Source organism: Parabacteroides sp. PM6-13, assembly GCF_029892605.1.
GTDB lineage: Bacteria > Bacteroidota > Bacteroidia > Bacteroidales > Tannerellaceae > QVMG01.
The window spans coordinates 22,061-35,535 of record NZ_JARXWF010000011.1 but is presented as its reverse complement, the minus strand read 5'-3'; the positions used below and the strand labels follow the sequence as shown (position 1 = coordinate 35,535).

Annotated in this window: 13 protein-coding genes; 5 read left to right on the top strand and 8 right to left on the bottom strand. The window is 46.4% G+C overall.

Features of this window, described 5'->3' with window-relative positions:
* Window positions 1–4: 4 nt before the first annotated feature.
* The 4 genes from M2134_RS11245 to M2134_RS11230 form a co-directional block, all read right to left on the bottom strand.
* Window positions 5–382, bottom strand: coding sequence for a GtrA family protein (locus tag M2134_RS11245; protein WP_280752292.1), 378 nt, complete (start codon window positions 380–382; stop codon window positions 5–7).
* Window positions 369–1,112, bottom strand: a complete 744-nt coding sequence (locus M2134_RS11240; protein WP_280752293.1) for a hypothetical protein — start codon at window positions 1,110–1,112, stop codon at window positions 369–371. Before M2134_RS11240 ends, M2134_RS11245 begins: the two co-directional genes overlap by 14 nt.
* Window positions 1,113–1,261: 149 nt before the next feature.
* The gene (locus M2134_RS11235) at window positions 1,262–2,038 is read right to left on the bottom strand and encodes a porin family protein (protein ID WP_280752294.1); all 777 of its coding nucleotides are present in this window, start codon (window positions 2,036–2,038) and stop codon (window positions 1,262–1,264) included.
* A 41-nt stretch (window positions 2,039–2,079) separates the two neighbouring features.
* The gene (locus M2134_RS11230) at window positions 2,080–3,201 is read right to left on the bottom strand and encodes a PCMD domain-containing protein (protein WP_280752295.1); all 1,122 of its coding nucleotides are present in this window, start codon (window positions 3,199–3,201) and stop codon (window positions 2,080–2,082) included.
* 985 nt (window positions 3,202–4,186) lie between these two features.
* Between M2134_RS11230 and serB the strand changes: the two genes are divergently transcribed.
* Together serB and M2134_RS11220 are read left to right on the top strand one after the other, a co-directional pair.
* Complete coding sequence (gene serB, locus M2134_RS11225; RefSeq protein ID WP_280752296.1) at window positions 4,187–5,419, top strand: phosphoserine phosphatase SerB; 1,233 nt, start codon at window positions 4,187–4,189, stop codon at window positions 5,417–5,419.
* Between the two features lie 36 nt (window positions 5,420–5,455).
* On the top strand, window positions 5,456–5,758 hold the full coding sequence (locus M2134_RS11220) for a Dabb family protein (protein ID WP_280752297.1): 303 nt from the start codon (window positions 5,456–5,458) through the stop codon (window positions 5,756–5,758).
* Window positions 5,759–5,765: 7 nt separating this feature from the next.
* On the opposite strand, the gene M2134_RS11215 is transcribed toward M2134_RS11220, so the two are convergent.
* Together M2134_RS11215 and M2134_RS11210 are read right to left on the bottom strand one after the other, a co-directional pair.
* Window positions 5,766–6,470, bottom strand: a complete 705-nt coding sequence (locus M2134_RS11215) for an MgtC/SapB family protein (RefSeq protein ID WP_280752298.1) — start codon at window positions 6,468–6,470, stop codon at window positions 5,766–5,768.
* A gap of 68 nt (window positions 6,471–6,538) precedes the next feature.
* Window positions 6,539–7,510 carry a diacylglycerol kinase family protein gene (locus tag M2134_RS11210; RefSeq protein ID WP_280752299.1) on the bottom strand — a complete coding sequence of 324 codons (972 nt, stop codon included), beginning with the start codon at window positions 7,508–7,510 and terminating at the stop codon, window positions 6,539–6,541.
* Window positions 7,511–7,697: 187 nt separating this feature from the next.
* On the opposite strand from M2134_RS11210, the gene M2134_RS11205 reads away from it, so the two are divergent.
* Window positions 7,698–8,885 (top strand): pyridoxal phosphate-dependent aminotransferase family protein, encoded by a 1,188-nt coding sequence (locus tag M2134_RS11205; protein WP_280752300.1) that lies wholly within the window; start codon window positions 7,698–7,700, stop codon window positions 8,883–8,885.
* A gap of 69 nt (window positions 8,886–8,954) precedes the next feature.
* On the opposite strand, the gene M2134_RS11200 is transcribed toward M2134_RS11205, so the two are convergent.
* Window positions 8,955–11,243 carry an NADP-dependent malic enzyme gene (locus M2134_RS11200; protein WP_280752301.1) on the bottom strand — a complete coding sequence of 763 codons (2,289 nt, stop codon included), beginning with the start codon at window positions 11,241–11,243 and terminating at the stop codon, window positions 8,955–8,957.
* A 198-nt stretch (window positions 11,244–11,441) separates the two neighbouring features.
* Window positions 11,442–11,903 carry an META domain-containing protein gene (locus tag M2134_RS11195; protein WP_280752302.1) on the bottom strand — a complete coding sequence of 154 codons (462 nt, stop codon included), beginning with the start codon at window positions 11,901–11,903 and terminating at the stop codon, window positions 11,442–11,444.
* A 244-nt stretch (window positions 11,904–12,147) separates the two neighbouring features.
* On the opposite strand from M2134_RS11195, the gene M2134_RS11190 reads away from it, so the two are divergent.
* Both M2134_RS11190 and M2134_RS11185 read left to right on the top strand, forming a co-directional pair.
* Window positions 12,148–12,663 carry a hypothetical protein gene (locus tag M2134_RS11190; RefSeq protein WP_280752322.1) on the top strand — a complete coding sequence of 172 codons (516 nt, stop codon included), beginning with the start codon at window positions 12,148–12,150 and terminating at the stop codon, window positions 12,661–12,663.
* 257 nt (window positions 12,664–12,920) lie between these two features.
* Window positions 12,921–13,421 carry a thioredoxin-like domain-containing protein gene (locus M2134_RS11185; RefSeq protein WP_280752303.1) on the top strand — a complete coding sequence of 167 codons (501 nt, stop codon included), beginning with the start codon at window positions 12,921–12,923 and terminating at the stop codon, window positions 13,419–13,421.
* The last annotated feature ends 54 nt before the right edge of the window (window positions 13,422–13,475 follow it).

The following is a 13,475-nucleotide window of genomic DNA, read 5'->3' as shown; positions in this document are numbered from 1 at the left end:
TATTCTACGATTTAAAGGTAATGTATTTGTTCATTAGAAAGTTAATCACCGTATAAAAACCCATCGCGATAAGCTGGTTGTAAAAAGAATCGATGGTCAGCTTCTCATTCAGGTAGAGCAGTAGCCCCAACTGTAATAAATAGCACACGCCAAAGACAGCGCCAAAGCGCAAAGCGCTGACCAGCCATCCTTGTGAACTTCGGAACGTCCATTGTTTATTTAATACAAAACTATTCAGAACCCCCGCTATATATCCGGTTATATTGGATACGACATCCGATATCCCGAACACTTTCATCATCACCCAAATAACAACAGCCGTAATTAAGGTGTTGCTTATGCCCACAACACCATATTTCATAGCTTGCTTAATCGTTTCCATCCTGTCTAATCATATCTGTGATTTCTTCTTTTGTCAGTTCTTTCACGTTGGTGACAGTAAATCCTTTCGACAGAAAATCTCCGTACTGATTACACTCGGTAATGACACCGTCCAATACCTCTTTAATATCAGTTCGTATCGGCACCAGAAAGAGTAATTCCACGTATTGATCTTCAATTGTGAGTCGTTCTATCTCGCATTGTTGCTTGGGTAGGAGATAGGCAAATTCGCGTTCGATCACCTGACGCTGATATTCTTCGAATACTTTCTTCTCCTTGGAGAGAATAAGCATATAAAAGCGGAGTTTTTCCGCTTTCCCGCCCAAGCCGGTGGATATGTAAATCTGCTGCTCGTCCGAGAGCTCCGACTCCAGGGAGATACGCGATTCCATCAAGGCCATATAAGCCCAGTCGGCAATGGCATTGTCGGGATGTTGTACGTATTGTTCCAATAAACGATAGGCTTTTACCGATTTGGCGGAGGCCAGGGTAGTCAGAAGATGTTTTTTCTCTTCGGTTGAGATATCCTCACGCATCAGTAACTGATAGATTCCTTCGCTCTCTTCATCATTCAGCGGAACCGGCGATTCGTTTTTGCGCATGTTCTCTGAATATTTAAAGTATTCCATCTGTCTGTTGACAGGCACACGTTGCTCTAAGATATGGAAATGTCCTTTCATTTTACTGAAGGAGTCGCGAAATTCCTTAAAAACATCTTCCTCTTTCTTCATAGATCACACTTTTTAATTATCACTTCGCCACAATCAGAAATCAAAACAAAGGTAGTCCTTTTTCGTAAAATAAAAAAAGACTACCTAAAATGTCGTTAAAATGGATCGATTAAAGTCTTTCCCGGAGGAGTTGTGCGGCTATTGCCCAATCAAAACACATACCCGAACCCGGCATTGAGGTAGATCGGATACATGGCAAACGTGATGGTTTTGAAGTCACGTTTGAACGCGTCATTCAACCCCCAGGTGAGGTTGGCGTTGACCGTAAACTTCTTGAAGGCACGCCACTCGGCACCCACTTGTGCTCCCCATTGGAAAGAGCGCAATTCGTCCGAGAAGTCATAAAAGGCCTTCTGTTCACCATCGATCACGGTCTTCTCGCCGGTCGGATCTCCATCGCGCAGATAGCCGTCGTAGACCTCTCCGGAGAAGTCACCGTCGAACATATAAGAGAGGAAGGCTCCTCCCTGCAGTTTCCAGCGCGGGCTGATTTTATAGGTGGCAAGCAGAGGTACACTCAGGTAGGTATGGCTTACATTGGTCTTAACCATACCGGTCCAGCGACCGGTCACAGGAGGTTCACCTCCGATAGAGAGTTCCATGCCGTAGTTTTTCACCTGCGCCTTGGTGTCCATCGCTTTTGTCTCTAAGCGTATCCCTACCAGGGCACCCCAACGCGAATTGAACCATTTGGTGACATCACCTTCGATCAATAGGTTCAGTTTCGGGCTATAACCCTTGATCTCCCGTATCTCTTCGGGGAAAGGGATCGGTGCTGTTCCGCCGATGTTAAAACCTGCTTTGAGACTGTATTCCAAGCCGTGGGTGGTCGACCACTCCAAGGCTCTGGTTGATTCCTCCTGCGCCCGGGCAGTCTGTAACAAAGCGCATCCGGCTACTAATAAGATAAAATATCTGAGTTTCATATATTCTTGTTTCAATATGTGTGTGACAAATCAATCTTTTTTTATTCCTCTTCCAACAGTTCTACCTGATCAACATAAAGGGTACTGCCGACTGCGCCGCTGAAAGTGGCACCGTCCTTACTGGAAGAAAAGACAATCGAGAGGTTATACTTATTGTTTGCCAGTTTGACCGGATCAATTGTCTTGCCGGGCAACACCTCGATAGGCAGGTAGAAATAGGTCCATTCATCGGTCTCTTTTTTTGCCGCCTCAGGCATCTGAGCCATCGCTACTAAGTTGGGGCTTTCTTTTACATTTGATCCATCTAAGTATGTTACCTTGTCATCTGTTTCATACATAACACAGTAGATGTCGAAATTATCCTTTTTATCAGGGTGTTCAACTAACTGCTTGTCGGTGTAAACCGCGCCCGCTTTGTACTTATAATACCCGCATAAGGCGATAGGTACCGCGCCTGAGAAAGGAATACCAAAGTGGGTGGCTTTCAGTGCATTCAGACTTCCACTGTAGGAACCGATAAATAGGTTACCGGCGGCCAGAGGCATTTTGAGCACTTCGCCCACCTTGCCGGTAGTTCGGGTCTCAAGCTTCAGGCAGCGTCCTACCATGCCGTCCGGTGAAGAAACGGTTGGGTAGTCCTCCGGTGTTTTGTCGCTGGCAACGATTTTGAAACCGGTATTACCACTGGCCCATATATTCTGTTCAACCTGTTTCTCGTTTTCGATGGCCACCTCATAGAACTCATGATACAGTTCCATGCCGTTTTTGTCGACTGCTGTGCGGTAATGTTCGAAACCGAAGGTAGTTCCCATCTTATCGACCATACAAGTGATCGTATAGGCTTTGTTCCACTGGCCGTCTTCGGAGGTAACGACAAAGGTCTGCGGCTGGCGGTAGTCTAATACGGTTCCGCTGGCGGGCTGGATGGTTGCACCTGGTGTAAGCACAAAATCAAGCGCCAGGCGGGTGATATCTGCCTTCGGGCTGAGCATAAGTGTCACGCGGTTGTTTTCGATCTTCGGAGGAGAGATCAATACATCTCCCTCTATCAGGCATGATTCGATGTCTGCCTCGGTATTAAGCGCTTCCGGCTGAATACATGATGTGAGAAAGAGATAGGAAGTGGCAATTACTGCAGAAAGTAAAATCTTTGTAGCGTTCATTCTTTAATTCATTTTAAGTGACTGCAAAAGTATGACTTTCTTTTGAACTATGAATGAAATCGGGTGTGCATTTATTATAGAGAAGGTGAGACAACAGACTAAAGGAAGGCTAATTTACCTCTGATTTGACTACCTGGAATGTCTTGTTCTGGAATATCAAAATGTAAGCAAAAAGGTCGTTTTGCTTTACAATATGATACGTTAAAAAGTGTTACTCGCGGGACTAATTTTAAATACCCCTACGTTTTTGGAAAAATACTCGGGCGTTTTTGACAATTTGCAAATTGGGAATCTTCAGATTTTATAAGAATTGAAGGAAATAGGAGATAGGGGTGGGGGAAGCGCTGCATAGCAGCGACCTGTATCCAGCCCCGTGCGTGAGCGCGGGGAAAAGGGATACGCAAAAAATGCGCCGCGTAGCGGTGCTATGTAACACCTCATAAATACAGCCATATAGCACCGCTACGCGGCGCTGTTGATTGCACGATCTATTTCCCCGCGCTCACGCACGGGGCTGGATACAGATCGCCGCTATGCGGCGTTTGGCCTCATCAAGCACCTTCAAATTTTGTAAGATGTGAAGATGGGCAAGTTACACTGAAATGAGTTAAATCCCGCAGGGGTTTCCTATTCGTAACCCTCGGTAAGAGAGCGAAGCGAACGACCGGGGGGTATTTCGCTAATAAAAACTAACGAACCCGGAATGGGTTCAACCCGCTTCGGGGTTGCTTGGAGAGTAGGTCTTGTCTATCTGCCTACCACGGGTTTGCTTCGCTACACCCGCGGTTACGAATAGGAAATCCCTGCGGGATTTATATGAAAATCTTCCCATTTGGTAATACAACCTCTTCGACACAAACACCATAAATACCTTGTAAGGTTTTTAATTCACAAATTCTTCTTTACCTTTGCGGGCGGATGTGCTAAAAATGCAAAAAAACGATTAACGAATAGTGCATCCGGATCATGCTAACTGGATTGCTTTATGGAACAAAACAACGAGATTATCCTTCTCAGTATCAATGGGACAGACCGTCCGGGCGTAACGGCCGCTTTAACTGAAATCCTTGCCCAAAACAATGCCGTGATCTTAGATATCGGACAGGCTGATATTCACAATCATTTGTCGTTAGGGATTATGTTTCAGAGTTCGGAGAAAGATTCCGGACAGACGCTTAAAGAATTATTGTTTAAAAGCAATGAGCTGAATGTCAATATCCGCTTCGATCCAATCTCGCGGGAGGCTTATAGCGAATGGGTCGGTATGCAGGGGCGGCATCGCTATATCATCACTATCTTGGGGCGTAAACTCACTGCCCGCCAGATTGCTGCTATTTCGAAGGTGGTGGCCGAACAGGGTATGAATATCGATGACATCAAACGTCTTACGGGACGTATCCCGCTGGAAGAGAGCGAGCGTACGCCGAAGGCCAGCGTAGAGTTCTCCGTACGTGGCACGCCGAATGACAAGGAAAAGATGAAAGCTGACTTTATGCGCTTATCGGCTCAGTTGGAAATGGATATATCGTTCCAGGAAGACAGTATGTTTCGCCGTATGCGCCGCCTGATCTGTTTCGATATGGACTCCACCTTGATCGATACGGAGGTGATCGACGAACTGGCCATACGTGCCGGGGTGGGGGACGAGGTGAAAGCGATCACGGAATCGGCTATGCGCGGGGAGATCGATTTCTCGGAAAGCTTCCGCCAGCGATGCGCCCTGTTGAAAGGGTTGGATGTTTTCGTGATGCAAGAGATCGCAGAGAGTTTGCCTATCACCGAAGGGGTAGACCGTTTGATGTCGGTCCTGAAAAGGATCGGTTTTAAGATTGCTATTCTCTCGGGGGGATTCACCTATTTTGGGAATTACCTGAAGAACAAATACAATATTGATTATGTCTATGCGAATGAACTGGAGGTAGTAGGCGGTAAACTAACCGGTAACTACTTAGGCGATATCGTCGATGGGAAACGCAAAGCAGAATTGCTTCGTTTGATTGCACAGGTTGAAAATGTGGATATCCGCCAGACCGTAGCGGTGGGCGACGGGGCGAACGACCTGCCTATGATCAGTATTGCCGGCTTGGGTATCGCGTTCCATGCCAAACCAAAGGTGAAAGCGACAGCCAAACAGTCGATCTCGACCATCGGGCTCGACGGAATCCTCTATTTCCTTGGCTACAAAGACTCTTACCTGGAAGAGCAGGAGTTGTTTTAATTACGAAATAAACAGGACAAAATAAAGATAGAAAAGATGATAAAGCACATAGTGATGTTCAAACTGATCGACTTCCCTTCGGCAGAAGAGAAACTGGCGAAGATGCAGGAGATAAAAGAACGGTTGGAAGCGTTGAAAGAAAAGATCGATTACCTCCGGGCGATCCGGGTCGACTTCAATGTGAATCCGGTAGAGAGCTGGGATCTTATCTTAACCACAGAGCTCGATTCGCTGGAAGATGTGGCACGCTATGCCGCTCATCCGGATCATGTAGCCGTATCGAAAGAGGTGATTGCGGCGGTCAAGGCCGACCGGGCTTGTGTGGATTATTCGTTTTAACCATCTCTCAGGCCAACAGGCGTATCTGGGAGATATAGCCTAAACGATAGACCTCTGCAAACAGGATGCTGTAAGAGGATTTCGACCGTACATTGACTTTATAGGTAATGGTCGATTTGTTTTTCTCGTAATCTATTTCATAAGAGAAGCTGACAATGTAGACATTCTGGTTCTCCAGGATGGTGCGGATCGCCTTTAGATTGGGTGAAGCGATGGAGCAGTGTATGGTTAGGATCTTATTCACGCCGTCGAGATACATACGCTTCTCCAGTTTTTCCATCGAGAGCAATACGAAGAGTGTGGCGAGGGTGGTTACACCCGCGGCAAGATACATACCCGCTCCAACGGCCAGTCCCACGACGGCTACTACCCAGATGCAGGCGGCTGTTGTCAGTCCCTGAATACCTCCCCGATTCTGTATAATCGCTCCGGCACCCAAGAAACCAATACCTGTCAATACCTGCGCAGCAATACGTCCTGGGTCACCATTCAGAAAGTCGGGATAGGTCTGCGGAATCCAGATAGAGATCAGCATGGCGGCTGTCGATCCGAGGCAAATCAGCGTGAAGGTGCGCATACCTGCGTCGCGACGGCGCATTTGACGTTCCACCCCGATCAGTCCTCCGAGGAAGAAGCTGATAATCAACCGGACAATAATCGTGTAAGGAGTTATTATGGTGCTTTCAAGAATAAGTTTTAATTCTTCCAACATGAGGCAGATGTTTTATTGCTTTCGTACAAATATAAATAAATAATCCATTCAAACATAGAGGCTTTCCTTTATCGGAAGATATAAGGCAATCTCTTATCGAAAAAGCGGGTTACTTTGCCAAAGAAATGATATACCTCTTCCGTAAACGGCACCTCCGTAGGGGTATAGACCTTCAACGAATGGGGATCCATGGTGATCTGAATCTCGGCTTCCGCCTGTATGGGCTCGCCGTCGATGTGCATAATACCGGGCTTTTTGCGGGTGATGGTCACCTCTTTCCCTTTAATGATCTTGATCTTACTGTTTCGATCTATCTGCTTGGTGAACAGCTGGATGGCCAAAGGACCGATATCCAGTGGGGTGAAGGGGGAGAGGATGGTGATATCCATTTTGCCGTCTTCAATATCTGCATTGGGAGCGATAAAGGCATTGTTCCCGTATTGGGAGGCGTTGGCGCAGGCCACTAGGAAGGCCTTTTCGGCGAGGGTGATGCTATCGATCGAGAGTTCGTATTCTTCCGGCTTATAGCTCAGATACTCTTCGATCGCAGTTTTGACATAGGTGACGGATCCTCTATGCTTTTCGTGGGCGAAATTCTCGCTTACCGCCGCATCGAAACCCACTCCGCAGGTGGTGAAGAAGACGCGCCCGTTGGCAGAACAGCTATCGATGGTCGATACATGCCCTTTGGCAATCACATCCAAGGCTTTCTTGACATCCATCGGGATAAAGAGTTCCCGAGCCAATCCGTTTCCGGATCCTTTGGGGATAATGCCCAGGATAGCGTCCGAATGGAGCATGGAACTGGCCACTTCGTTTATTGTACCATCGCCTCCGACCGCCAGGATGGTATGCACACCGGCTTCGACCGCTCGTTTTGTCAATTCGCTGGCATGACCGGCATATTCCGTAAACGTGATCTCTACCGAACAGTCTTCGGAAGCAAATGCCTCCTCGATCATTTTGGGTATTTTCCGTTTCGAGCCAACGCCGGAGATGGGGTTTATAATGGCTTGTATCTGAATGGGCTTTTTATCCATGATGCTTTTTTAATTATGACAAAGCAAAAATAGTGCTTTTGTGAAACTTTTGGGGTATGAATCCGTTTATGAGTGATTTTTTTAGTACTTTTGCGCCTGGATTTGTCGACGCATATTCAGTATGTAGTGATGAATCCGAAGTTCTTTTCATAAAAATAAAAGTAAGAAATAATTCTCTTTATCGAATATGAAACTTTTACAAGAGAAACTGGCACGGTATGATGCGCCACAAAGGGCTAAAGCCATAGGAATTTACCCCTATTTCCGTAAGATAGAAAGCGACCAGGATACAGAGGTTGTTATTGATGGGAAGAAAGTCTTGATGTTCGGATCCAATGCCTATTTAGGCTTGACAAATCACCCCAAAGTAAAAGAAGCAGCTATCGCGGCTATTAAGAAATACGGAACAGGTTGTGCCGGTTCGCGTTTCCTGAACGGTACGTTAGATATCCATATTGAACTGGAAAAGCGCTTGGCAGAGTTTGTCGGAAAGGAGGATGCGATTGTCTATTCTACCGGATTCCAGGTGAATCTCGGAGTTGTCTCCTGTGTGACCGGCCGTGAAGACTATATCTTATGGGATGAACTCGATCATGCTTCGATTATCGAAGGACATCGTTTGTCATTCTCCAACAAGCTGAAATACAAGCACAACGATATGGAGTCGTTGGAGAAACAACTCCAGAAATGCGAGGCGGACAAGGTGAAACTGATTGTTTCCGACAGTGTGTTCAGCATGGAAGGGGATGTAGCTGATATTCCTGCGATTGTTGCTCTGGCTAAGAAGTACAATGCCAGTGTGATGATTGACGAAGCCCACGGTTTAGGCGTTTTGGGACGTCAGGGACGTGGTGCTTGTGATCATTTCGGGGTGACCAAAGATGTTGACCTGATTATGGGAACATTCAGTAAGTCGCTTGCCTCTATCGGTGGCTTTATTGCGGCCGATGAGACGGTAACCAACTACATACGTCATAACTCCAGGTCCTATATCTTCAGTGCAAGTAATACGCCTTCGGCAACAGCTGCCGTGGGAGCCGCCCTGGATATCATGATCAGCGAGCCGGAACGCATTCAGCACTTATGGGATCTTACGCATTATGCCCTGGATGGTTTCCGTAATATGGGTTGTGAGATCGGACATACCTCTACGCCTATCATTCCATTGTTTATTCGTGACAATGACTTGACTTTCTTAGTAGTGAAGGAGTTGTTTGAGGCAGGTGTGTTTGTGAACCCGGTGGTTACCCCGGCTGTGGCTCCGGAAGATACCCTGATCCGCTTCTCATTGATGGCGACACATACCAAAGAACAATTAGATTTTGCCTTGGAAGCGATCGAGAAGATATTCAAAAAGCATCATATTATCGAATAAGATAACAAGATACCAAAACAAAAGGGCTGCCCAAACCGGACAGCCCTTTTGTTTTATATATACATCTTATCAACGGATGCCTTTCTCGATCTGCTCCTGCACGATGGCATCTACCACCGCTACGGTTGTCAGATTCAGGATGTCACGGGTAGAACTGGCTATATCCGTGAAGTGAATCGGTTTGTTCAATCCCATCTGGATCGGGCCGATGGTTTCTCCGACGCCCATTTCGAGCAATAATTTATAGGCGCTGTTTGCCGAGCTCAGGTTCGGGAATATAAGCGTATTCACCTCTTTGCCTTTCATCTTATTGAATGGATAGGTCTCGTCACGCAGTTTCTGGTCGAGTGCAAAGTTGACCTGCATCTCTCCGTCGATCATGATTTCCGGATGTTTCTTATGCAGGTAATCGATGGCTTCGTGCACTTTTCGCGGGCTTCCTTTCTTGTCGGCGCCGAAATTGGAATAAGAGACCATCGCCATTACCGGATCGTGTGCAAAGAAGTTGACTGCATCGTGGGTCAGACGAGCCACATCAATCAATACCTCGGTCGAAGGATGGCGGTTGATCAGCGTATCGGCCATGAAGAGCGTTCCTTTCTTGCAGGAGATGATGTTCATTGCGCCAAAGTGATTGTATGTCGGACGAATGCCAATGATCTGTTCCGCCAATTTGGTAATGGTGCTGTAACGGCTGTAGACCCCCGTCATGAAGGCATCGGCTTCGCCCGTCTCCACCATCATCATACCGAAGGCATTGCGGTCGACCATCGTTTCGTAGGCCTCCGTATAGGTGATGCCTTCCCGCGCTTTCTTCTCGCTCAGGATGCGGGCATAGCGTTCGCGACGGTCATTCTCGCGGTCATGGCGCATATTTACTATTTCTATGCCCTCGAGGCTGATGTTTTCTTCGGCGGCAATCTTATAAAGACGCTCTTCATTGCCCAATAGGATAGGAATACAAATCCCTTCCGCTTTCGCTTCCACAGCCGCTTTCAGCATATTGGCATGGTTGGCTTCGGCAAAGACAACCCGTTTGGGGTTGGCTTTCGCCATATCGGTGAACGAGCGCATCAGTTTGTTGTCGTAGCCCATCATATCCTTCAGGTGACGTCGGTATCCCTCCCAATCTGTGATCTCTTTACGAGCTACACCCGACTCAATAGCCGCTTTGGCAACGGCCACCGACACAGAGGTCAACAGGCGAGGATCCAGCGGTTTGGGAAGGATGTAATCTCTTCCGAACGAGGTGCGTTTCAGTTTGTAGGCCGCATTGACCACATCGGGCACCGGTTCTTTGGCCAGTTCCGCGATGGCGTATACGGCAGCCACCTTCATCTCTTCGTTGATGGCTTTGGCATGTGTGTCTAATGCTCCGCGGAAAATATAAGGGAATCCTAATACATTATTAATCTGGTTCGGATAATCGGAACGTCCGGTGGCAAAAATAAGATCCTCCCGCGAAGCCATCGCCTCCTGATAGGAAATCTCCGGATTCGGATTGGCCAGGGCGAATACAATCGGATCGTTATTCATTGTGCGCACCATCTCTTTCGTAAGTACGTTGGCTACGGAAAGTCCCAGGAATACATCGGCACCAACCACCGCTTCGGCCAATGTTTTGATATCACGGGTGGTAGCAAATTCCTTCTTGGAGGCGTTCAGATCCGAGCGGTGAACGGAGAGCACTCCTTTGCTGTCGCACATGACGATATTTTCTTTCTTAGCGCCTAATAAGACATACAGTTTGGTACAGGAGATAGAGGCGGCACCAGCACCGTTTACAACGATCCGCACCTCTTCAATCTTTTTGCCTGTCAACTCCAGAGCATTCAATAATCCGGCTGCGGAGATAATCGCCGTTCCGTGCTGGTCGTCGTGCATCACCGGGATATCCAATTCCGCCTTCAGGCGTTGCTCTATCTCGAAACATTCCGGTGCTTTGATATCTTCCAGGTTGATTCCTCCGAAGGTCGGAGCGATCGCTTTCACGGTCTGAATGAATTTTTCAGGATCTTTCTCGTCTACTTCAATGTCGAACACATCGATCCCGGCAAATATTTTGAACAGCAGTCCTTTTCCTTCCATCACCGGTTTGCCGGCCATCGCGCCAATATCACCCAGTCCCAATACGGCTGTTCCGTTAGATATAACCGCTACCAGATTTCCTTTCGCTGTATATTTATAGGCATCCAGCGGATTTTTCTCTATCTCCAGGCAAGGCTCCGCCACGCCCGGCGAATAGGCCAACGCCAGATCATTCTGTGTACTATATGGTTTGGTAGGGATAACCTCTATCTTCCCGGGCTTTCCTTCGGCATGATACCGCAGCGCCTCTTCTTTAATCGATTTTGCCATAGTTATTCATTTTCAATTATACATATATATATAATACCTGTTTTTGCCTTTTCAGAGACATGCTTCTTCAGAACAAACCTCTGTGAGGAATGCGAAAAAAACGTGCAAATATACGGAGAAATGACGGGTTTTCGTAATAATTGTAAGTAAAAATAATATTTTGATTACAATTTGTTACTTATAGACGGGGTTTGACTATCACTTTTCTGCCAAGATCAGCTTTTCTCGTTTCGGTTGAAATTCCATAACAACGGCATTTTTCTCGTTCCGAAAGGTTAGTATGCCCTTTTTTATAAAAAGCCAGCTCTCTGTTTCCAATGCCCGGAAAAACTCGTTTTCAATATTCGGATCCAAGCACATCATTCTGGTAGAGACCACAGGCGATGTGGTCATATGGTTGTTCACCAGGACGAAGCGTGTACTGTATCGATTGCATCCGCCTGATCCGTGAATCAATTTCTCTTTGAAATCAAACTGAAGCGTTGGGAGTGACTTGGAGAATGAGGTACTAACCTCCCGACCATTGATCGTTTTCAAAACCCATTCTCCTTCCAGATCATTGAGTTTAATGGCTTGCTGACTTACCCCGCATCCCGGCAAGGCGAAAAGAGACAGAAGAGAAGCTAAAAAGAGGACTATGGTTGCTTTTTTCGTTTTCATATCATGGCTGTTTTTGATTAGACAGCCTAAAGATAGGCTTTTTAGCGGTGTTCGCATAAAAAATGCTCAAAACAATGAGGGATATTCGTGCAATTTAATATATTTGTATAATATAGGATACGCCTCGGCAATTTCAAGCAAGCTTGATTGCGCTCAGCTTTCACTATATTTGTAAGAAAACCAAACTGAAATGTTTCATTGAGAACCTGGAACCTTAATAAGTCCTGACCGGCAGGCATATATGATGCGTATACGATTTGAAATAAGAGAAGAACTGGCGGATATTGTTGCCGAGATTCTTGAATCCGAGAAATGGCACGCACAAGTTTTGGAAGAAGGAGATAGTTTCAAAAGAGTCTCTATCAAAGACCCCCATTTTGATTCGAAAGCAAATGTCGAAATCTGGCGTGAAGAGATACATATACGAACGGCCTGGTCGAATTATACCTATCGCATATTCAAAGAGGGTAGAGTGGTTTGGTGTGAGTATATTGGTGCTTACCGGGGACTGCTCGAACAAACCTTGCTGCCACAGCTTACTCCGAAAGAGAATATCCTGGATATGCCGGTGATGGATAGCACCCTCGTTGCGGAAGGAGCCAGTGAAACGTTGCGCGAATACGGGGAGAAACATATGCGGCGCCGGCAGCAGGCTACGCATGAGGCAGAGACGGAATCCGCATCCGATTACACAAGTCACCCCCGGGTTGTGTATGATGAATATATAAAGACCGGTGTTCCAATGCCTCCTGTACGCTAATAAATAGTGCGAACTTTTGTGCTCTAAAACATATTTACGGGCGGAATAAAGCCTGTGAATCGTTTGCGATATTCCATAAAAAGTGTATAAAATTTGGTTTATGCCTCACTTTTGTTGTATCTTTGCCCTCGTTTTGTAAGAAAAAAGCCTTGGAGAAGGATGCGTTCTTACAAATATATCCTGAAAATCAGGAGTCGGTGAACATAAATAAAACAAATACTACTGTTCCCGATCAAGTCAAACGTAAATTGAACATTATGAGGGTAAGAACTTATGTTCTCATTGTTCTGGTTGGCCTGTTATTTATGTCATCCGGATCAAAAGAGTCGATATTAACGGAGGGTATAAACCCCGGTGATATAGCTCCGAGAATAGAGTCTTTAGAAAACGGAAGAGTTGTTGATTTCCGGAATCAAGAGGGACGTTACACATTGGTGAATTTCTGGGCGGCATACGACGCGGAATCACGTGCGCGCAACGTTCGTTTGATGCATGCGATCAACTGTCTTGACTCGAATCAGGTGGAGGCGTATTCGATTTCTTTGGATACGAAGAGGTCGATATTCCACGAAACACTAAAGTGTGATCGGTTAGATGGTGCGGCGCATTTCCTGGTAGAAGCGGATAAGCAAGTAACTCTACGTAAGGCGTATAAATTGGATCGGGGCTTTAACAGTTACCTGATCGATGATAAAGGGGTGATCGTTGCATCCGATGTTACGCCGGAAAAATTAGCTGAAGTTTTGAGGAAAATTTGATCCTTAATAAAGGTGAACACAAAAAAAGAGTCATCTCCATAGTGGAGGTGACTC